General features: G+C 36.3%; 22 protein-coding genes and 1 tRNA gene. 19 read left to right on the top strand and 4 right to left on the bottom strand.

The features are described from left to right. The first annotated feature begins 510 nt into the window (after nucleotides 1-510). The 13 genes from H6F45_RS24595 to H6F45_RS24535 all read left to right on the top strand — a co-directional run bounded on the left by H6F45_RS24595 (nucleotide 511) and on the right by H6F45_RS24535 (nucleotide 11805). A complete protein-coding gene (locus tag H6F45_RS24595) occupies nucleotides 511-1179 on the top strand; it encodes a pentapeptide repeat-containing protein (RefSeq protein ID WP_190348659.1) in 669 nt (222 codons plus the stop codon). Nucleotides 1180-1493: 314 nt separating this feature from the next. Then, nucleotides 1494-2318, top strand: coding sequence for an SDR family oxidoreductase (locus H6F45_RS24590; protein ID WP_190348656.1), 825 nt, complete (start codon nucleotides 1494-1496; stop codon nucleotides 2316-2318). A 30-nt stretch (nucleotides 2319-2348) separates the two neighbouring features. Next, nucleotides 2349-3269 (top strand): alpha/beta hydrolase, encoded by a 921-nt coding sequence (locus H6F45_RS24585; protein ID WP_190348658.1) that lies wholly within the window; start codon nucleotides 2349-2351, stop codon nucleotides 3267-3269. 160 nt (nucleotides 3270-3429) lie between these two features. Then, entirely contained in the window at nucleotides 3430-3993 is a 564-nt protein-coding gene (locus H6F45_RS24580) for a Uma2 family endonuclease (RefSeq protein WP_096565947.1), read from the top strand. A 61-nt stretch (nucleotides 3994-4054) separates the two neighbouring features. Then, nucleotides 4055-4618: a Uma2 family endonuclease gene (locus H6F45_RS24575; protein ID WP_137669092.1), complete on the top strand. Its 564-nt coding sequence runs from the start codon at nucleotides 4055-4057 to the stop codon at nucleotides 4616-4618. A 90-nt stretch (nucleotides 4619-4708) separates the two neighbouring features. Next, nucleotides 4709-5965 carry an AAA family ATPase gene (locus tag H6F45_RS24570; protein ID WP_190348655.1) on the top strand — a complete coding sequence of 419 codons (1257 nt, stop codon included), beginning with the start codon at nucleotides 4709-4711 and terminating at the stop codon, nucleotides 5963-5965. Next, nucleotides 5962-6645, top strand: a complete 684-nt coding sequence (locus tag H6F45_RS24565) for a retron system putative HNH endonuclease (protein ID WP_190348654.1) — start codon at nucleotides 5962-5964, stop codon at nucleotides 6643-6645. The genes H6F45_RS24570 and H6F45_RS24565 overlap by 4 nt, the downstream gene beginning before the upstream one ends. Before the next feature lie 150 nt (nucleotides 6646-6795). Further along, complete coding sequence (locus tag H6F45_RS24560; RefSeq protein ID WP_242052720.1) at nucleotides 6796-7098, top strand: hypothetical protein; 303 nt, start codon at nucleotides 6796-6798, stop codon at nucleotides 7096-7098. An 84-nt stretch (nucleotides 7099-7182) separates the two neighbouring features. Further along, on the top strand, nucleotides 7183-7512 hold the full coding sequence (locus H6F45_RS24555; protein ID WP_190348653.1) for a DUF433 domain-containing protein: 330 nt from the start codon (nucleotides 7183-7185) through the stop codon (nucleotides 7510-7512). Beyond that, nucleotides 7509-7859 (top strand): DUF5615 family PIN-like protein, encoded by a 351-nt coding sequence (locus tag H6F45_RS24550; RefSeq protein WP_272109839.1) that lies wholly within the window; start codon nucleotides 7509-7511, stop codon nucleotides 7857-7859. The genes H6F45_RS24555 and H6F45_RS24550 overlap by 4 nt, the downstream gene beginning before the upstream one ends. Before the next feature lie 84 nt (nucleotides 7860-7943). Further along, nucleotides 7944-9263: an FADH(2)-oxidizing methylenetetrahydrofolate--tRNA-(uracil(54)-C(5))-methyltransferase TrmFO gene (gene trmFO / locus H6F45_RS24545; RefSeq protein WP_137669483.1), complete on the top strand. Its 1320-nt coding sequence runs from the start codon at nucleotides 7944-7946 to the stop codon at nucleotides 9261-9263. 655 nt (nucleotides 9264-9918) lie between these two features. Beyond that, nucleotides 9919-11100 carry a M20 family metallopeptidase gene (locus H6F45_RS24540; protein ID WP_190348652.1) on the top strand — a complete coding sequence of 394 codons (1182 nt, stop codon included), beginning with the start codon at nucleotides 9919-9921 and terminating at the stop codon, nucleotides 11098-11100. A 390-nt stretch (nucleotides 11101-11490) separates the two neighbouring features. Then, entirely contained in the window at nucleotides 11491-11805 is a 315-nt protein-coding gene (locus H6F45_RS24535; protein WP_096565937.1) for a chromosome segregation ATPase, read from the top strand. Nucleotides 11806-11874: 69 nt separating this feature from the next. On the opposite strand, the gene H6F45_RS24530 is transcribed toward H6F45_RS24535, so the two are convergent. Beyond that, entirely contained in the window at nucleotides 11875-12933 is a 1059-nt protein-coding gene (locus H6F45_RS24530; protein ID WP_137668873.1) for a hemerythrin domain-containing protein, read from the bottom strand. A gap of 740 nt (nucleotides 12934-13673) precedes the next feature. Between H6F45_RS24530 and H6F45_RS24525 the strand changes: the two genes are divergently transcribed. The 4 genes from H6F45_RS24525 to H6F45_RS24510 all read left to right on the top strand — a co-directional run bounded on the left by H6F45_RS24525 (nucleotide 13674) and on the right by H6F45_RS24510 (nucleotide 17067). Further along, nucleotides 13674-14216, top strand: a complete 543-nt coding sequence (locus H6F45_RS24525) for a DUF2231 domain-containing protein (RefSeq protein WP_096565934.1) — start codon at nucleotides 13674-13676, stop codon at nucleotides 14214-14216. Nucleotides 14217-14333: 117 nt separating this feature from the next. Then, on the top strand, nucleotides 14334-15029 hold the full coding sequence (gene fabG, locus H6F45_RS24520) for a 3-oxoacyl-ACP reductase FabG (protein WP_096565932.1): 696 nt from the start codon (nucleotides 14334-14336) through the stop codon (nucleotides 15027-15029). 177 nt (nucleotides 15030-15206) lie between these two features. Further along, on the top strand, nucleotides 15207-16628 hold the full coding sequence (locus H6F45_RS24515; protein WP_190348651.1) for an AAA family ATPase: 1422 nt from the start codon (nucleotides 15207-15209) through the stop codon (nucleotides 16626-16628). Nucleotides 16629-16632: 4 nt separating this feature from the next. Beyond that, nucleotides 16633-17067, top strand: coding sequence for a DUF4435 domain-containing protein (locus H6F45_RS24510; RefSeq protein WP_190348650.1), 435 nt, complete (start codon nucleotides 16633-16635; stop codon nucleotides 17065-17067). Here H6F45_RS24510 and speY read toward each other — a convergent pair. Then, the gene (speY, locus tag H6F45_RS24505) at nucleotides 17009-18157 is read right to left on the bottom strand and encodes a deoxyhypusine synthase (RefSeq protein ID WP_137668871.1); all 1149 of its coding nucleotides are present in this window, start codon (nucleotides 18155-18157) and stop codon (nucleotides 17009-17011) included. The genes H6F45_RS24510 and speY overlap by 59 nt on opposite strands. A 329-nt stretch (nucleotides 18158-18486) precedes the next feature. Here speY and H6F45_RS27195 point away from each other — a divergent pair, with 329 nt between their 5' ends. Beyond that, nucleotides 18487-18615 carry a hypothetical protein gene (locus H6F45_RS27195; RefSeq protein ID WP_277877025.1) on the top strand — a complete coding sequence of 43 codons (129 nt, stop codon included), beginning with the start codon at nucleotides 18487-18489 and terminating at the stop codon, nucleotides 18613-18615. A gap of 145 nt (nucleotides 18616-18760) precedes the next feature. Next, nucleotides 18761-18946 (top strand): hypothetical protein, encoded by a 186-nt coding sequence (locus H6F45_RS24495; protein ID WP_190348649.1) that lies wholly within the window; start codon nucleotides 18761-18763, stop codon nucleotides 18944-18946. A gap of 40 nt (nucleotides 18947-18986) precedes the next feature. Here H6F45_RS24495 and H6F45_RS24490 read toward each other — a convergent pair. Beyond that, nucleotides 18987-19059: transfer RNA gene (locus H6F45_RS24490), tRNA-Phe, on the bottom strand. A gap of 153 nt (nucleotides 19060-19212) precedes the next feature. Continuing rightward, nucleotides 19213-20007, bottom strand: a complete 795-nt coding sequence (locus H6F45_RS24485) for a metal ABC transporter permease (RefSeq protein WP_236104149.1) — start codon at nucleotides 20005-20007, stop codon at nucleotides 19213-19215. Between the last annotated feature and the right edge of the window lie 258 nt (nucleotides 20008-20265).

Here is a 20265-nt window from a genome sequence, read left to right as displayed (position 1 = left end):
TAACTTGAGTTGTGTTTTGATGGATAAAAGCATTTGCTGATGTCAACACTATACTTTATTATTTAATTCTGACACATTTTGCCTAATTTTTTAGTCAACTTATTCCATGTATACGTCAAATACTTGTAGTTTTGTATGTACTTGTATAGGTTTGTCTAGTAAATTGTCAACTTAGGACAAGCTCTTCCAGTCCCCAGTCCCCAGTCCTGACAGGGGTAGGTTTTTAATATTATCTGTGAAGGCAGGACCAGGAAGACAAGGAGGGAAAGTAGACAAGGAAGATTTTCTCCGCACAATGGTCTTTTTGTTACCAAGATAATATGATTTTGTACTGTTTTCCTCCCTTGTCCACTGTCCTTCCTTGTCCCCCAAGTCTTGCCCTCACGACAATGTAAAATACCTACCCTTGTGAGAGTCCCCAGTCCCCAGTCCCCAATCACCTGTACCTAAGACAACGACATCACGCATAATTAATGTAATTATTATTTAGGTTTTCACCTGCACATCATGATGAGCGAACTGGAGCGGTATTATAGAGCTTTAGATTTAGAGCCTGGAGCAACACTAGAAGAGATTAACCAGGCTTACAAAGATTTAGTGTTTGTTTGGCATCCTGATCGCTTACCTAAAGATAACCACCGCTTACAGCAAAAAGCCCAAGACAAGATTAAAGCCTTGAATGAGGCTCGTGAAAAATTACGTTCCCTAAAAGATCAACCTCAAACTGCAAGTTATTCTAGACCTACTCAACCGAAAAAACCATCTTCGAGTTATTATCAACCCACACAAACAAATTACCAACCACCAAATCAAAATCCTGACTTGAGCGGGAAAGATTTTAGTCGCGCTAATTTGAGTAATAAAGACTTATCTGGCAGAAATTTGAGTTATGCCAATTTAAGCGGTTCTAATCTCAGTGATACTTTTATGCACAAAGTTAATCTTAGAGGTGCGGATTTGTCGGAAGCCAATTTATTTAGAGCTAACTTGTTGTTAGCAGATTTGAGAGAAGCAAATTTACGCTCGGCTAATTTGATTGGTGCGGATCTAAGTGGTGCTGACTTGCGGGGTGCTGACTTGACAGGTGCAAGGATTCGTTCAGGCGATCGCTTGCTGGTGAAATTAATCGGTGCTAACTTAACTGGGGCTATTATGCCTGATGGCGCAATTCATCGCTGAAATACCCTGAGTTAATGACAAAAGATGAAGAACTAAGTTAACCTTCCTGCAATATGGGAAACTTAGTAATATTCCTGATGCCATGAATTTATGAAAAAGAGTATCTTACGTTACAGAAATTTTCAAATGTTCTGATTGAAGCTACTTGAGGGGGTTGATATTTTGTCTCAAAAGGTATTTAGGTTTTGCTGTTTAAATTTTCAGGAAAAAGTTAATGAAAAATTAGCGACAGTTATTACTTAGAAACTCTTGTAATTAGCGATTTTGGCAAATTGAATTGGACAAGTAATTTAATTTTTCGTATTTAGATAGTCATGAATATAGCAATAATTGGATGTGGTTATGTTGGTTGTGCAGTTGCTCAATATTGGCAGCAAAATAAAAATTTTATTATCACCGCAACCACAACAAGTCCTGAAAGAGTCCCTGGACTACAAACAGTAGCTCAAAAAGTAGTAGTCACTAAAGGCAATGACTATGAATCTCTCAATTCTGTCTTAAAAAATCAAGATATCGTCTTGTTAAGCGTAGGCGCAAAAAGTGGAACTACTTATGAAGAAACTTATTTGGAAACTGCAAAAACTGTAGTTTCTATCCTCAAGCATTCTCCCAATATTCACCACTTGATATATACAAGTAGTTATTCTATTTATGGTGATAGAAATGGTGTTTGGGTAGATGAAGAAACACCACCAGCACCCCCTAATTTTAATGCTCAAATTCTCCGCAAAACTGAAGATGTGTTACTATCAGCAGAAAATGAAAGTCTGCGGGTTTGTATTTTGCGGTTAGGGGGAATTTATGGACAGGGTAGAGAACTGGTGAAAATATTTGGTAGGGTTGCTGGTACAACTCGTCCCGGTAAAGGTGAAGAAATCACAAATTGGGTGCATTTAGATGATATTGTTAGGGCTATAGAATTTGCTCGTCTACACCGCTTACAAGGTATTTATAATTTGGTCGATGATAGCCATCTCACCAGTCGAAAATTAATTGATAATGTCCTGACAAAACATAATTTACCGAATGTGATTTGGGATGCAACAAACAAGAGTAACCATCAATATAATACCTGGGTGTCTAATCAAAAGCTAAAGGATGCAGGATACGAGTTTATTCATCCCCACATCATTTTTTAGCAACTATTGAATTTGATAATTATGCCGCCAATGTTAGCTAATTCTTCTACCATTTCCGCATCTCCTACCCAGTTTTACAATTGGGTAAATTATCGTTGTGCTTATGAAGTACATCAACCGATAAATTCTGAAGTTTCAGGTGTGCCGTTATTATTAATCCATCCTATTGGTGTAGGATTATCAAGGCAGTTTTGGCAGCGTTTTTGCTGTGAATGGTATAATACAAATCATGGCAATATTATTTACCAACCGGATTTATTAGGATGTGGTGAAAGTGATACACCCAGGAAAGCTTATACACCAATTGATTGGGCAAAACAATTACAGCATTTTTTACAAAAAATCGTCCAAAAACCTGTAATTTTACTAGTGCAGGGTGCTTTATTTCCAGTAGCAATTGAATTAGTCAAATTAGAACCTAATTTAATTACTGGACTGGTACTTTCTGGACCAACATCTTGGAGTATAATTACCAAAAATGCACCTCAATGGCGACAAAAATTGCTGTGGTCTATTTTTGATTCACCCATAGGTAATGCGTTTTTTCGTTATGCACGTACTCGCAAATTTTTAGTTTCTTTTTCCACAGAAAGATTGTTTGCATCAGGTGATGCTGTTGATGAGGAATGGTTAAATACTTTAATAGCAGATGCTCAAAATATGGGTGGACGCTATGCTGTATTTTCTTTTTTGGCGAGATTTTGGCAACGGGATTATAGTCATGATATTGCAGCTATGCAAAAACCGACATTAGTAGTTTTTGGAGAGCAAGCATCAGCTATTAGTAAAGAAGGGAAAACAGATACAGCAGAAGCTAATTTAGCTAGTTATCTTTCTTGTTTACCCCAAGGAAGGGGAATAAAAATTAAGGGGAGAAATGTTTTACCCTATGAATCAACGGCTGATTTTGTGGCTGCAATATCGCCATTTATTCAAGGATTAAGTAGTTGATATTCATGCTGCAATAAATAAATAAATAATATATTCTTGAGTCCACGCAGGTGGACTTTGTTTTTATAGGAGTGAATTATATTCACCTTTATCTTTATGTTTACTAAAATTCATCAGCAAGTCTATAATATAATTATTGAACACCACCACAGGAGTCCGTATGACCCAGATATATGAGGGAGTACGCTGGACAAGCTCAGACCTTGAACTATTGCCAGATAACGGCAACCGTTATGAGATAATTAATGGAGAATTATTTGTGACAAGATCGCCACATTGGAAACATCAAAAAGCTGGCAACAATGTTTGTACAGAACTCACACTTTGGTCTAGAGAAACCGGTTTAGGAGAAGCTGCTACTGCTCCCGGTATTATTTTTACTGATGCTGATAATGTCATTCCTGATGTGGTTTGGGCAAGTAATGAAAGGTTAGCAACTTTATTAGATGATGATGGACATTTAACAGGTGCGCCAGAATTAGTCATTGAAGTGCTTTCTGCTGGTGTGGAAAATGAACGCCGAGATAAAGAAGTGAAATTAAAACTTTATGCTTCTAGAGGTGTGCAGGAATATTGGATAATGAATTGGCGATTACAACAAATAGAAGTTTATCGCAGAGAAAGGGCAATGTTAGTATTAGTAGAAACTCTGTTTGCTAATGATGATTTAATATCGCCTTTATTGCCTGGTTTTAGTTGTGTGGTAGGTAGTTTATTTAAGTAGAAAAATTCTTAAATTTAAAATTGAAGATTGAAAGACAAATATTTTCTAGAAATTAACTAAAATGGTACACGCAATACAAAAAACTCTCACATTGGAAGAGTTTCTGCAACTACCAGAAACGAAACCAGCTAGTGAGTATATTGAAGGTCAAATTATTCAGAAACCGATGCCACAGGGAAAACATAGTATACTTCAAGGTGAACTTGTACCTGCGATTAATGTTGTCGTCAAACCTCAAAAAATCGCTCGTGCATTTCCTGAATTACGTTGTACCTTTGGTGGACGTTCAATAGTACCAGATATTGCGGTTTTTGTTTGGGATAGAATTCCCCGTGACGAAAATGGAGAAGTTGCTAATACATTTCTCACCTATCCAGATTGGACAATTGAAATTTTATCACCTGATCAAAATCAGACCAAGGTAACTAAAAATATTTTGCATTGTTTAAAATATGGTACTCAAATGGGTTGGTTAATCGATCCAGGTGAAAGGACTATTTTTGTTTATCGTCCGCAACAACAAATTGAAGTATTTGATGAATTAGATATGTTGATTCCTGTACCGTCTTTTGCTGGTGATTTACAATTGACGGTTGGTGAGTTGTTTGGGTGGTTGTTAGAGTGAAAATAAATAAATATTCTTTACGGGGTTAATGAGTAGTTTACCAAGATGCTGTAAAATATAATCAACCTTTGCTAACTTTGCTATAAAATTATGAGAGTTAAGCAGCTAAAAATGCAATCCTTTCGGGGAATTGGTGATTTAACAATAGATTTTGATGAAAAAGAACCAACCGTATTTATTGGGATTAATGGTGTAGGTAAATCAAGTATTCTTGATTGTTTAGCGATTTTATTATCGCGCTTTTCTAGTGCGATTCAACACTCGACTGGTTCAGGAAGATCATTTACAGAGGAAGACATAAAAAATGAAAAAAATGAAACGCATAATGAGATAATAACTAATTTTGAATCTCAAAAATTTACTTGGTCTTTAACTAAGGTTAAAAAAGGACGCATTAAAGATACAAGTAGCAATTTATCCGAAATAAACAAGATTGTTGAAAATATTAAATATCAATTATCTTCCTCCGAACAATATAACCTTCCTGTTATCATTTATTATTCAACTAATCGTGCAGTTCTTGATATTCCTTTAAAAATCAAAAAACAACATTCATTTACGCAAATAGATACTTATGAAAATGCTCTGGCTGGTACAGGGAGCGAGTTTAGAATTTTCTTTGAATGGTTTAGAAAACAAGAAGATTTAGAAAATGAATTACGGCTAGAAAATAATCCTAATTATCGAGATAAACAGTTAGAAGCTGTTAGACAAGCTATATCTTCATTAATTCCTAATTTTACTAAATTGCGTGTACGTCGTTCTCCTTTGAGAATGACATTACAAAAAGATAGTGAAGAATTAATAGTTAATCAATTATCAGATGGGGAAAAATGCTTATTAGCAATGGTAGGAGATTTAGCGAGAAGATTAGCTATTGCTAACCCTGGGTTAGAAAATCCACTTGATGGTTATGGAGTAGTTTTAATTGATGAAATTGAACTACATTTACATCCAAAATGGCAAAGAGAAATTATCCCAGCTTTAACTAGAACATTTCCCCATTGTCAATTTATAGTTACTACTCATTCACCGCAAGTAATTGGAGAAATTAAACCTCAAGGAATTTATATTTTAGAAAAAACAAATGATGGTATAATTGCCAAGCGTCCTGAAATTTCCTATGGTAGAGATAGTAATCAAATTTTAGAAGACTTAATGGATGTTCCTGACCGCAAACAAGAAATTAAAGATCGTTTTCTAGAGTTGTTCAGGTTAATTGATAATGGTAAAATTACTGAAGCTCGCAAATTAAAACAAAGTCTTGAACAAGATATTGGATATAATGATCCAGAATTTGCCAGTGCAGATGTCCTGATTAGAAGAAGAGAGATTTTGGGTAGATGAAATATATTAAAAAGAATCTAGAACCATCAAGTTTTTCCAAGTGGAAAGCTCAAGAAAACGATGATTGGAAACCTAGTTGGAATAACTTTCAGAAACCTGAAAAAATTGATGTCCACAATGAATTATTAAAAGAACAAGGTTATATATGTTGCTATTGTGGAGTTCGTATTACAATAGAAGTTAGTCATATTGAACATTTTAAACCCCGTACAACATATCCAAATTTAGCACTAGAATACTCTAATTTTTTAGCTTCTTGTCCAGGAGAAGGTGACGAACCAGACTGGAAAAATCCTCAAAAAATACCTCCTGCACAAAAACACTGTGGACCAAAGAAAGGGTATTGGTATGATGAAAATTTGACACTTTCTCCCTTGTTAGAAAACTGTGCTGAATACTTTAGGTATACAGGTTTTGGAGAAATTATAGCTAGTGATAATGATACAATGATGGATGCGGCAAAGGCAACAATTGATAATCTAGGACTGAATCAACCTATATTACAAACTTCACGACGTAAGGAAATTCAAAAGATATTACCACTGATTGATGGATGTTCTAGCGAAGAAATTCAATTGCTAATTAAAGGATATCAAGAATTTGATTCTAATGGACAATTAACTCCATTTTGTGCTGCAATTATTTACATTCTGAAGAGTTACTTTTATGAAACAGGTTAAAAGATGAAAATTATTCCTAATTTTTCAATTGTTGGTGAATGAGTGATCCAGTGATGTACAATGTTAATGCTGAGGCAGAGCCTCACTTTTGCATTCCCAGTCTGAGACTGGGAACAAGGAAACGATGAAAAATTAAAGTTCAGATTTCCTTTGTACCAAAGAAAAGGTAGTCCACCAACATGGGATGATGTACCAGAGGAATTTCAAGCGGAAATAGCAGCTTTAGATAAATTAGATGATAATACTCTCTGGCAAATTTTCCATAGTCATAAAACCGCAGCAGATATGGAAGAATATAATACATTACTAGAAAAAAATTCTAGCAGTGCATTAACGGAAAACGAAAGATTAAATTTAATATCCCTCAGACAAGAAGCTGATCTTTTTATGTTCCGTAAAGCCCAAGCCGCAGTTTTACTTCGTTGGTGTGGATATAGTCTACCACATCCTTAAATTATTGTGTCTACTTATATTCCTGAAAGTTTAAAAAAACAAATCATATTATGATTATAAATAGCTAGACCAGCGAGTAAATTTATGTCAGTTATAGCAGCTAAAACTTACGTAGAGTATCGGAACGATGGATATTGGGTGGAAGGAACACGGATTTCTCTAGATTCGATTGTCTATGCTTTCCGAAAAGGCTTATCACCTGAAAGTATCGTTCAATCTTTTCCTCTGCTAACGCTAGAACAGGTTTATGGAGGAATCACGTTTTATCTAGCTAACCGCGCTGAGATTGATACTTACTTGGCAGATGAGGAAGCGGCTTTTGATGCTATGCCTCAACCATTACAAACCAGTGATCCTATTTTATATGACAAACTCAAGGCAGCGAAAACAGCAAGAGAGCAGATGAAATTGTGAATATTCGCTATCAAGCTGATGCTGATTTAAATCAGTCTATTGTAACGGGAGTTCTGCGACGAGAACCCAGCATTGATTTTCAAACTGCCTTTGTTGCTGGCTTAGAAGGTGTAAAAGATTCAGAAGTATTGGAAATGGCTGCACAGCAGGGGCGTATCCTTGTCAGCCATGATCGTAAAACAATGCCATCAGAGTTTGCACAGTTTATTACCAAGAAGCAAAGTACAGGCGTTATCATTGTTTCTCGTAAGTTACCGCTTGAAGTCATTATTGAGGAACTATTGCTAATTTGGGCAGTATCCAGTGCAGAAGAGTGGCTTAATCGGATTGCAAAACTACCCCTTTGAGGTAAGCTAAAAATGCTCATATAGCCTGGTTGTCAACAATTTTCAAATATATTTAACTAAACCAAGTAATTACAAAAAACAACTATGACACAACAACCCATACAAGTAATAGGCGGTGGACTTGCAGGAACAGAAGCAGCATGGCAAATAGCACAAGCGGGAGTTCCTGTCATCCTTCATGAAATGCGCCCCAAACGCTTCAGTCCTGCCCATCATACCGAAAATTTAGCCGAGTTGGTATGTAGTAACTCCTTCGGTGCAATGGCAAGCGATCGCGCTGCGGGTTTATTACACGAAGAACTCCGTCAACTCGGTTCTATTATCATCTCTAAAGCTGATGAACACGCTGTTCCTGCTGGTGGTGCTTTAGCAGTTGATAGGGGAGTATTTGGAGAAGACTTAACCCAAACTTTAGCAAATCATCCTTTAATTGATTTCCGCAGAGGTGAAGTTAAAGAAATTCCTGAAGGTATTGTAGTATTAGCTTCTGGACCCTTAACCAGCCCCGATTTATCCGCAGATTTACAGCGTTTTACGGGGATGGAATATCTTAATTTCTTTGATGCTGCAAGTCCAATTGTTTTAGGTGATTCTATTAATAAAGAGATCGCTTTTATGGCTTCCCGGTATGACAAAGGTGAAGCAGCTTATCTTAATTGTCCCATGAATAAAGAGCAGTATTTACAATTTTGGGAAGAACTACGTCAAGCAGAACAAACAGAATTAAAGGACTTTGAAAGAGAAACAGCGAAATTTTTTGAAGCTTGTTTACCAATAGAAGAAATGGCACAAAGAGGGGAAGATACTATGCGATATGGTCCCCTTAAACCAGTGGGTTTAACTGATAGTAGAACCGGAGATCGTAACTATGCGGTGGTGCAGTTGCGTCAAGAAGATAAAGCCGGTCAACTGTGGAATATGGTGGGTTTTCAAACTAACTTACGTTGGGGTGAACAAAAACGAGTTTTTAGAATGATTCCCGGTTTAGAAAATGCCGAGTTTGTCAGATTGGGAGTTATGCACCGCAACACTTTTCTAAATGCACCCCAATTAATGTTACCCACTTTGCAATTTAAAGCACGTCATACTTTATTAGCAGCAGGACAATTAATAGGAACAGAAGGTTATACTGCTGCATCTGCTGGTGGTTGGTTAGCGGGAACAAATGCAGCGAGAATAGCTTTAGGAAAAGAACCTTTAATATTACCAAATACTACCATGATGGGGTCTTTGTTTGAGTTTATCAGTTCTGCTGCACCTAAGCATTTTCAACCCATGCCACCTAATTTTGGTATTGTACCAGATTTGGGTGTGAAAATAAAAAGTAAACCCGAAAAATATGGACGTTATCGAGATAGATCCTTAGCAGATTTAGCAAGTTGGAAAACTGCAAACTTAGGATAAATTAAGATCCTCGATTTTTTTTGATATTGTCAATTAATGATATATTAATCATAGAAGTCGGGGTTCTAAGTTGATTATTTAAATCTATACTTGTAATAATCAGGATATTGGAAATGAGAAAAGGTAAGTTAACAACTTGGAAATTGCTATCGGATATTTAGCTTACAATCTGAATAAGTTAAAGAAGTATAAGCACTTCCAATTATTATAATTATAAAATTAGATGGACAGTATCTAGCTATCGTGTTATTGATTGAATAGGAACACAATAATAGTCAAGCAACAATATAAGACTCCTATTTGATTATTGAAAAAAACTCCGTACACCAAAATTCTCTAAAAGCCTTTTGCATGAGTGCCTGGTTGGTGAGCGAAGTCGAACTATTGCCTCTTGCCTGCCTACACAGATAAATTCAGAAATCAAACCGGATGACTATATATAGCGTTTCCCAGTCTCATGAGGTGAGGTACACCCTAATTTATTTACTGTTAGCAATTCCCAATTCCCAATTCCCAATTCCCAATTCCCTTTAAGGCGGGGAGCGTCAAACCCTTAACTCTGCACAGCTTCTTAAATATCTTGTCAGATGGAAGCATTTTCCTAGTTGACACTTATCTATGATAAGAACAAAGATTGTAAATTACATTCAATTAAATGCTAACCCGGATCAAAGAGATAGCAAATAACCTTGCACCTCGCTTAGTAGAAATTCGTCGTCATATCCACTCACACCCAGAACTCAGCGGCCAAGAATATCAAACTGCTGCGTTTGTGGCTGGTGTTTTGTCTTCTAGTGGGTTGCACGTGGTAGAAGGGGTGGGTAAAACTGGTGTGATCGGCGAATTACACAGCACTCACCATGATGATAGGGTGTTGGCAATTCGCACTGATATGGATGCTTTGCCCATCCAAGAGCGTAGCGGTTTGGAATATGCTTCACGAACAGAAGGAGTGATGCACGCTTGTGGACATGATGTACATACTACGGTAGGTTTAGGTACAGCAATGGTAATGTCCCAAATAGCTGATGAGTTGGGTGGTAAAATCAGGTTTTTATTTCAACCAGCGGAAGAAATTGCCCAAGGTGCAAATTGGATGGTAGAAGATGGAGCAATGAATAATGTTGCTGCTATTTTAGGTGTTCATGTTTTTCCTTCTATTCCTGCTGGTTCTGTGGGTATTCGTTATGGGGCATTAACAGCAGCAGCAGACGATTTAGAAATTATGATTTTGGGTGAATCTGGACATGGGGCGCGTCCTCATGAAGCTGTGGATGCGATTTGGATTGCTTCGCAGGTAATTACCGCATTGCAACAAGCTATTAGCCGTACTCAAAATCCTTTGCGTCCTGTGGTGTTGAGTATTGGTAAGATTAATGGCGGTAGAGCGGCGAATGTGATTGCGGATAAAGTACAGTTATTGGGTACGGTGCGATCGCTCCATCCTGAAACTCGCGCTCAGTTACCAAATTGGATCGAAAATATAGTTGCTAATGTTTGTAATTCTTATGATGCAAAATATCAAGTTAATTATCGTCAAGGTGTACCCAGTGTACAAAATGATTATGCTTTGACACAATTATTGCAGTCATCAGCAGAAGAAGCTTGGAGTAGCGATCGCGTGCAAGTTTTACCCGAACCTTCCCTGGGTGCGGAAGATTTTTCTGTTTATTTGGATCACGCCCCTGGTTCGATGTTTCGTTTAGGTGTAGGCTATAAAGATAGAATCATCAATCATCCTTTACATCATCCTCAATTTGAAGTTGATGAATCTGCAATTATTACTGGAGTGGTGACATTAGCTTATGCAGCTTATAAATATTGGAAGTCTAAATAAATTACAGCGATAGCGATTATTTTTTAGATGTTAATTTACTGCATATCTCCCCATCTGGGGAGTAGTTTTTTATGAATATTTGTCATGAATAAATCTCATGAATAAATCTCATGAATAAATCTCATGAATAAATCTATTGCTACAGGTGAAGTTAGAGAAAATTCCTGCTATACTATTTTGATTACTCTTGTTCCGGTGTAGTTCGCAAATTTTTTGATGAATTAACCGCAAAGTACGCAAAGTACGCAAAGGAAGAAAAGGAGTAATCTGTTAGAGATTTTAGCAAGAAGGGAGTAGTAGTAAGTTAAAAAATCTGGTTTTGGCTACTATTCATTAACTCAAGTTCTAAGATAGCTCAGAGCTTTCAATTTTCACATCAACTTCATCACTATGCCACCAATAGAATCTTTAGAATCTTCATCGTCTCAACCTATTAGTAATAACTGGTACTTGTTGAATGTTCGTTCTAAAAAACGGCAATCATTTTTAAAATTTTTGAATCTGGCAATAGCGCAAAATAACCTACAAGAATTATTTGTAGATATAAAAGTTCCCGAAGATACAGTATATGAAGATATTGTTTTACTGAATTTAAGTAATTTTAAAACAGCCTATTCTTTTTTAAAGGAAGTTGAGTTTTTCCAGAATATAGAACGCAAACCTTTACAGTCTGCACAAGTGAATCGAATGTTAGGAATAAGATGAATTAGTACAGAATTGAGGAGTAGGGGTTTAGCATTGCTAAACCCTTACAATATGAAGCAGTAAGCAACTCTAGACAGCGGCTTCTGTTCTAGTTTCTCCGCCCATTCTTTCTTGAATTCTGCTCTTAGCGGCTTTGAATTGTCTAGCTAATTCCTCACTTTCTCTGCTACTCATGTTATTACGAATAGCTGCAAACATTGTGCTTTCTTCTTGACGAATATGATCGCCAATTTGATCCCAAATTTGTCTGAGTCTGTCTTTAAATTGTGGTGTAGCAGGGCTAATACCTCTTAATTCTTCAAACCAAGGACCCCAGCGAGCTTGTTCATCATATAATTCTTGGGTGTTAGCTTCACCATAAAAAGGACGAACTCGCGGATAAACTACTTCTTCTTCCGCACCTGCATGGGCGCTCAAATCTTTATAAATTTGTCCAAAATATTCTTGAATTTTTTGCGGATCATTGCTTTGCATTAATTCTGTAAACAAGATATTTACCTTATTGTGATCCATACGTAAAACATCTTGGATATTCATATCTTGCTTATCAGAAGTTTGGGTGACAGCACTACCCACAGCACCACTAATAGCGGCGATCGCATCTTGAACTCTTGCCCAAATTCCTTGATCTGCATCTTGTCCTGTTAGTTCCCGCACTCCTAAAATTTCCAAACTTCCTTTCAGTTGTTCTTGATGTGCGCGGTTTTCAAAATTGATAGTATTTAAAGGTCCAATTGCTGCCATCACATCAGCACCAACTTTCTGGGCAGCTTTATGAATTGTAATTCCATTCATTACTTGTTGATGCTTCAATAACTCATGTTGAAATACTTTTTCAAAGAAACTTAATTCATTACCTTGCATTAATTTGCGAACTTTTGCCACCATTTCTTGTACTGTAGATTCTGCATTTTTTTGAATGCCATATTGAACTACTACAGTATCAAGAATACCTTGATTTTTGCGGTCATCATCTAGCATTTTGCGGAGATTATTAGCAATTTCACCATCACTACATTCTCTTAAAAATCTTTCTTCATTATCAATAATTAACTGTTGCAGTAATTTCATATCTGCCAATTTTACTGCAATAGCATTTCGTTTTGTATCATCTAAAGTGGCTACCATGTTGAGTTCTCCTAGCTAAAGTAATCGCAAGTAATCGTATTTATTACCAATCCCAGGTTCGCATAATCACTAGATATTTTCCATCTTTCTTTTGAACGATTACATTCTTAACTCTGGATAGAAAAACAGGATATATACCAGGAGTCAGGAGTCAGATGTAGGGGCAAACCCCCTGTGGTTGCCCTCTTTGTTTTAGCCAGAGTTTCATAATCAATTGCTATTATAAACCCTTTGAATGTTGTGATTGAAACAGAAATAAACACCACAAATATCTGTTAATTAGGGGTTGCTGAGAAAGTCTTTCCGTGAGGGCATAGGAGTCAGGAGTCAGGAGTCAGGAGTCAGGAGGAGATTTGAAAATTTCTTTGCCATCTCTTGAAATCCCAAAAAATGCACACTTTTTCCGGTATACCCTTCAAAACCCTTGCACTTTTTTCCTGATTTTCCACCTGAAACCCTTGATTTATCAAGGTTTTAAGTTTATTCAGCAAACCCTAATTATGTCTGCTTCTACTGTAAGTTATATAATTATAGATTTTTTATTCCATCCCTAGATAGATAAATTTTTATGCTCAATTTTCTAGATTTGCTCAAAGATAGTTAATTAGTAAATTATAGTAAATTATAGTAAATTATAAAAATTATAATAAATTAAGTGATTACGTGATTATGTCAGAAAATCCAGGTTGGGGAGAAAATGTTGAGAAAATTCCTACTGCTGAATAATAGGAGATGAAAAGATGGCAACTACAGAACCAAATTCTACACCATTTCCCAATTTACCACCAATTATTGAAAGCGATGATCGAGAATATTTAGATAGTGGTGTACCCAGCACAGTATCCATAGCTGGACATCCTTTACATCCTTTGAGTATAATTTTTCCCATAGCTTTTTTAGCCGCAGCTTTAGGTAGTGATTTTGGTTATTGGTTAACGCGAGATTATTTTTGGGCTAGGGCTTCAGTGTGGTTAATTGGATTAGGTTTAGTTACTGGTATTATCGCTTCAGTTATTGGCATGAGTGACTTTTTACAAATAGAAAGAGTCCGCAAACGTGCCGCAGGTTGGGCGCATTTAATTCTGAATATTTCTATCCTGATTTTCACAACTTTGAATTTTATTATTCGTTGGGGTGATGCGGAATCAAATTTACTACCTTGGGGTTTATTACTATCATTAATTGTGGGAACTTTAACCAGCATTACCGGGTGGTTTGGTGCTGAACTTTCCTATCGTCATAAAATTGGTGTCGTGGGTGCGGGTAGTAAAATATATCCATAGTCATGGAATTTGAGATTTTGGATTTTAGATTTTGGATTTTGGATTTTAGATTTTGGATTGGTATAAATCAGCAATTGCGTTATCTTAATTCATGAAGGTTAAAAAAGTGCATCTTTCATGAAAGGAAAACAAGTTTTACTTACAGGTGGTACTGGTGGACTAGGTTTAGGTGTCACACCCGCAGTTTTAGCCCAAGGTGCTGATGTTACTATTCCTTATCGTAGTCTTAAAGATGTGGAAAGACTCAAAGGAATTTTATCACCAGCGGATATTGCCAGAATTAAATTTATTCCGGCTAATTTACAAGATGAAGCATCTGTAAAACAAGTCATTAATAGCATGATGCGAGTAGATGTTTTAATTCATTTGGTGGGTGGTTTTTCAATGGGAAAAACTCATGAATACAGCTTTGATAGTTGGAAGCATGAATTTGAATTAAATCTCAATACTACTTTTTTGACTTGTAAATATAGCCTGAAAAGAATGTTAGAAAATGGCTATGGGCGCATTGTAACTGTGGGTTCTCGTGCTAGTGTAGAACCTGCAGGACAATTAGCGGCCTATTCTGCGGCTAAAGCTGGTGTGATAGCATTAACTAAGGCTATAGCCGATGAAACAAAAGGAACTAACATCACTGCAAATACTGTCCTTCCCAGTGTCATTGATACCCCCACCAACCGGGAAGCGATGGGTGCAGAAAACGCGGATAAATGGGTAAAACCGGAGTCTATTGCTGAGGTAATTTGTTTTTTAGCTTCGGAAGCTGCTAAGGATGTACGTGGTGCTGCTATTCCTGTTTATGGGAATGTTTGATAATTGAATTGTAGATTTCTTTGTGATTGATACCCATTCAGGAAAATAACTGGATGGGAGTTTTTTATTTTTGAATAGTAGAATAATATTAAGTTTTGCTGGTATTGCCATAGGCTGCGGTATAATGTATCATTGAAAGTTATTAGAAATTATAAATCAATCCATTAAGTAAAATCTATGTATATAAGAAAAATAGAAATTAAAAATCTGTGGGGAAATAATTTTTCCTGGACACTAAATCAAGATGTCAATGTTTTGATTGGTAAAAACGGTTCAGGGAAATCAACAATACTCAAAATGCTTAACGAAGCAGTTCAGCCAATTGAAGATAGTCAACTAAATTTTAGATTATTTGATCCTATTGATGAAATGATTATTTCCTTAGAAGATGATATTGTTATCAGAGTTGATAGTGAAAACAGAAGTATCACTGGCAATAAAGAAGACATTAACTACACATTAAATACATCATTTATTAACACTTTCGATGTAGTTGAAAAAAGTGTAGATCCAAATCTCACATTACTTGATTATCAATTAGATAAACTAAAACTAGAATTTGTAACTTATCAAAGAGATTTATCAAATAAAGTTGAAACAATTTTAAAACAAGATGATGGAGAAAGTAGACTAAATCAATTAGCTAAAATTGAAGCTATATATGAACCGAAAAAAACATTTATTGAAATAATAAATAACCTATTTACTCATACAGATAAAAAATTTGATGAAAAGGAATTTAATTTTATTAAAGAGGGTATTCAAAACCCAATATTACCACAGGATTTGTCATCTGGAGAAAAACAAATACTGATTATTTTATTAAAAACACTATTGCAAGATAAACAACCTTATATATTATCAATGGATGAGCCAGAAATATCATTGCATATTGACTGGCAAAGAAGTTTGATAGAAAACATAAGACAAATAAATCCCAATTGTCAAATTATTATTACAACTCATTCACCAACTATTTTTTATCAAGGCTGGATTGAAAAAACAACAAGAATTGAAGAAATTAAATATGCCGTCGAAAATTCAACAGAAATTACGACAATTATAGATAAAAATGCACAACTGCCAGGGCGTGTAGAAAAAATAAAAAATGATTTTAGAAGTTTCTCTGGTAGTAGTTTTACTCAACTTTATCAATTTAATCGTCACATCAGAGCATATACTTCATTTACAAAATATGAATGTTTGGAATTGTTAAATTTTCTCCAAGAAAATCAGATTGTTCCTGATGTCATCACTTTTACTACTCTTATTTCAAAAGTCAATAATTATGCTGATGCCAAATATATTTTTGATTTAATTGAAAAACAAACTTATACAAGATTATCTCATGTTAAGCCTAATGAAATCACACTTAATACTTTGATAAAAAAAGTTAATACAGTGGGAGAAGGTTTAGAGCTTATTCAAAATGTAAGTAATCATGAAAAAATACAATTATATCCTGATATAATCACGTTCAGCACTTTACTGGGTAAAGCTAAAAACACAGATGAAATTAATTTGCTGGAAGAAATGCGAGAGTATTATAAAATCAAACCTAATTATAGATACTTAAATAAATTAAAGTTTAAAAGGTAAAATAATGAAAGATCAGGATTATGAAATGTTGGCTAAAAGAATGGTAGAAGATGCCTGGATGAGAGGGTGTGATATTTCTGTATTAGTTGAGGATATTTATGATCAAAGACTTTGGGAATGTATTATTGAAAATGTCAAACCAGAATTAAGAGATAAAATTGATTTTCCTAATCCTGTTCCTAAAGGAACTCGTGGAAAAGATGTTTTAAAAAAGTTTAAAGATTTTGTCAGTGAAAAACTCATTATTTGTGTTGATAGCGATTGTGAATATCTTTATGATGATCAAGTTTGGTATATTGCTAAATATATTTATCACACAGTTGTTTATAGTAAAGAAAATGAGACTGGGAATGCATTCCCAGTCGGATCATGGGTTTTACCTAACGCTTCACTGGCGTACCGCAGGGATAAGTCGCTACTTCCTCCCCACCTTCCTTAACAACTGGTTTATCCTTCGCTGCTAAATAATCTTTTTGCAAAGTATCTAACAACTCTCCCCGTCTATCATACAACCGCTTTAAAGGACGAGGTTCGCACTGATTTAACACATAAGCTGTTACCAAAGGCAGCGCAATGGTACTATCGGTATAACAAACTATTGTACTCGGTAACTCATCCGGGTCAATTTTACCCCAACTCACTGCTTCTGCTGGAGTCGCACCCGATAAACCGCCTGTATCTGGACGTGCATCGGTAAACTGCACAAAGAAATCATGTCCCCTTTCTTCTAATCCTAAAACCTCGTGAATTTGCGGTTGGGTTTGTAATAAAAAGTTCTTAGGACTGCCACCACCGAGAATTACAGCCGCGCTTTTACCGTCTGTTTCCCGTGCAGCATAGGCGATCGCCGCAGTTTCATTCACGTCAATAGCTGGATCTAACACCAACTTAGAACCCTCTAACGCCAAAGCTGCCACATTCATCCCTATAGAACTATCACCAGGAGAAGAAGTATAAATCGGTACGCCATATTCATAAGCTGTAGCTAACAAACAGGAATGTTGTACACCTAATTGTTTTTCTACTTCCCGCACATATTTACCCAGCAAATAATGAAATTCAGCCGTTCCCATCCGCTTTTGAAAAGGTTCAGCTTGCAAAATTTTACGGATAAAAGCGTCGGTTTCTAATAAAACATCATAGCCAAAAATAATGTCATAAATACGGATTGTTCCCTCTTCCCGTAGTTTGACATCATCTAAAAACGGACTACCCGCAAACAATTCAAAACCTAAACCATAGTGCATATCATGGTAAAGATTTGCACCAGTGCTGATCATCCAGTCAATGCAACCATGACGAATTAAAGGCGCTAAGGCGGAAACTCCAAAACCTGCTGGTGTCAAAGCACCGGAAAGACTCACCCCCACAGTGACACCAGGTTGAAAGATATCCTGAGTTAGCAGTTGACAAGCTTCTCGTAACCGGGCAGAGTTGTAAGCGGTGAAGTAATTGTTAATTAAATCAACCACACTAATGTCGGCTGACATGGGTATGGGTGCAATTTTTTTACCTGGTTTTTTTGACATTTTTGAGAAATCCTGAAGAGTAAATACACTGAATGTCATGTTATCGCATTCAAATCTAAGGAAGTTGCTAAAATTTTATGTAGCGATATAAATTAGAGTCCATTTTCAAGAGAATACTTCAGGAATCATTCTTTGTATTTCTATGGGAGTAAATCCAAAGGTATATCTCAACCAATATTTGCTGTTATTAAACATAACTAACTTGTTATTAATTATGGCACAAGCGTTAGTGAATCTATCTGAAGGAATTACATCTCAACCGTTATCCATCCCTTAAACTTGCTAATATCTATGCTACCATTGCCTTCTACCTCAATCATCAACAAGAAGTGGAAGTGTATCTACAGCAAAGACAGCAACAAGCACAGGAAATTCGTAAAATAAATGAGGCAAGATTTGATTCCCAAGGGTTGCGTGATAGATTGTTGGCACGGAAAGCAGAACGGAATGTGGGTTGAAACTGCTTGCTGACGAAAATTTTGATAATACTATTGTGAGGGGATAAACTATATATCTATATGATTATAGATTTTATTTTTGTCAAAAAAATAGCCTAGATTTTCAAACCATTTAGGCAAAATCTAGGCAAGGATTAATTAGGGGTTGCTGAGAAAGTCTTTCCGTGAGGGCATAGGAGTCAGGAGTCAGGAGTCAGGAGGAGATTTGAAAATTTCTTTGCCATCTCTTGAAATCCCCAAAAATGCACACTTTTTCCGGTATACCCTTCAAAACCCTTGCACTAATTTCTGTGTTTATCAGCCTCTAACCTTTGATACATCAAGGTTTTAGGTTTATTCAGCAAACCCTAATTATTAATTTTGAAATTATATGCCAGGAACCAGACTTGAACTGGTGACACGAGGATTTTCAGTCCTCTGCTCTACCGACTGAGCTATCCCGGCGCGGGCTTTTTTTATGTTCGCCACGATTACTAAATGTAGCAGAGGAAAAAGGATTAGTCAAGGGGTTTCTCAAAAAAAATTTTATTTATTTTTGATAGCAACCGCCAAGATGAGAAAACCGATATATAAAAAGACTTTCACCCCCATCACTTGTCAGCTGTTCCCTATTACCTGCTTCCCGAACTTCACCCCAGCAAAAACAAAGACGAACACCAGGAACTGCACTAGAACGATACTCGGACCAGAGGCCAGGTTAAACACTCCAGAAACCATCATTCCAGCGATGCTACTACAAGAACCAACTATCACCGATAGAATGAGAAAGCGGCTAAAATGGTGACTGATAAGTTTGGCTGTAGCAGCGGGAATGACTAAAAAAGCATTTACTAATAAAACCCCAACAGCTTTAATTGCCACCGCCACGGCTAAAGATAGTAAAATAACAAACCCATAGCGATATAATTGAACAGGAACGCCCTGGACTTGGGCAACATCAGGGTTAAGGGTTAACAAAATTTGCGATCGCAAAGTTGACAATAAAAAAATGCTGCTACCCAACAGCACCAGCAACGTCAAAATTAAATCCGTCCTATCAATAGCCAGAATATCGCCAAATAATACCGCCATCAAATTACCACGATATCCCTCAATCATGCTGCTGAGGATCACACCAATAGCTAATGACCCGGATAGGACTATACTCAGAACACTATCACTAGCTAAATCTGTTTTGTCAATTAAATAGAGGACAACTACACCAAAAATTAAAGTAAATGGCAACAACATCCAATGAGGATTTGTATTTAGTAACACTCCTAATGCTACCCCTACTAAAGCTGCATGACCAACAGCATGACTAAAAAAAGATAACTGGCGCAAAGTCACAAAGCTACCCAGTAAACCGCCCAGTATTCCCATTAATACAGCACCGATAATGGCACGTTGCATGAAGGGGAATTGTAATAAGTTTACCAATTGAGAAAAATTATTAACACCAAACAAAAACCAGTTGCTTTGAACATAAATCAATAAATTCATATCTTTGATTTGACGATGATTTTAATCTATCCTAAAGATAAGGTGATTGGTGATTGGTGATTGGTGATTGGTGATTGGTGATTGGTGATTGGTGATTGGTGATTGGTGATTGGTGATTGGTGATTGGTGATTGGTGATTGGTGATTGGTGATTGGTGATTGGTGATTG

The sequence above is a fragment of the Sphaerospermopsis sp. FACHB-1194 genome, assembly GCF_014696235.1.
Classification (GTDB): domain Bacteria; phylum Cyanobacteriota; class Cyanobacteriia; order Cyanobacteriales; family Nostocaceae; genus Sphaerospermopsis; species Sphaerospermopsis kisseleviana.
This window is presented reverse-complemented; position numbering and strand designations above follow the sequence as displayed.

Bases quoted from the DNA above. Each gene is read 5' to 3' on its own strand.
- H6F45_RS24595 (WP_190348659.1), top strand. From the start codon at position 511: ATGAGCGAACTGGAGCGGTATTATAGAGCTTTAGATTTAGAGCCTGGA.
- H6F45_RS24590 (WP_190348656.1), top strand. From the start codon at position 1,494: ATGAATATAGCAATAATTGGATGTGGTTATGTTGGTTGTGCAGTTGCT.
- H6F45_RS24585 (WP_190348658.1), top strand. From the start codon at position 2,349: ATGTTAGCTAATTCTTCTACCATTTCCGCATCTCCTACCCAGTTTTAC.
- H6F45_RS24580 (WP_096565947.1), top strand. From the start codon at position 3,430: ATGACCCAGATATATGAGGGAGTACGCTGGACAAGCTCAGACCTTGAA.
- H6F45_RS24575 (WP_137669092.1), top strand. From the start codon at position 4,055: ATGGTACACGCAATACAAAAAACTCTCACATTGGAAGAGTTTCTGCAA.
- H6F45_RS24570 (WP_190348655.1), top strand. From the start codon at position 4,709: ATGAGAGTTAAGCAGCTAAAAATGCAATCCTTTCGGGGAATTGGTGAT.
- H6F45_RS24565 (WP_190348654.1), top strand. From the start codon at position 5,962: ATGAAATATATTAAAAAGAATCTAGAACCATCAAGTTTTTCCAAGTGG.
- H6F45_RS24555 (WP_190348653.1), top strand. From the start codon at position 7,183: ATGTCAGTTATAGCAGCTAAAACTTACGTAGAGTATCGGAACGATGGA.
- trmFO (WP_137669483.1), top strand. From the start codon at position 7,944: ATGACACAACAACCCATACAAGTAATAGGCGGTGGACTTGCAGGAACA.
- H6F45_RS24540 (WP_190348652.1), top strand. From the start codon at position 9,919: ATGCTAACCCGGATCAAAGAGATAGCAAATAACCTTGCACCTCGCTTA.
- H6F45_RS24535 (WP_096565937.1), top strand. From the start codon at position 11,491: ATGCCACCAATAGAATCTTTAGAATCTTCATCGTCTCAACCTATTAGT.
- H6F45_RS24530 (WP_137668873.1), bottom strand. From the start codon at position 12,933: ATGGTAGCCACTTTAGATGATACAAAACGAAATGCTATTGCAGTAAAA.
- H6F45_RS24525 (WP_096565934.1), top strand. From the start codon at position 13,674: ATGGCAACTACAGAACCAAATTCTACACCATTTCCCAATTTACCACCA.
- fabG (WP_096565932.1), top strand. From the start codon at position 14,334: ATGAAAGGAAAACAAGTTTTACTTACAGGTGGTACTGGTGGACTAGGT.
- H6F45_RS24515 (WP_190348651.1), top strand. From the start codon at position 15,207: ATGTATATAAGAAAAATAGAAATTAAAAATCTGTGGGGAAATAATTTT.
- H6F45_RS24510 (WP_190348650.1), top strand. From the start codon at position 16,633: ATGAAAGATCAGGATTATGAAATGTTGGCTAAAAGAATGGTAGAAGAT.
- speY (WP_137668871.1), bottom strand. From the start codon at position 18,157: ATGTCAAAAAAACCAGGTAAAAAAATTGCACCCATACCCATGTCAGCC.
- H6F45_RS24485 (WP_236104149.1), bottom strand. From the start codon at position 20,007: ATGCAACGTGCCATTATCGGTGCTGTATTAATGGGAATACTGGGCGGT.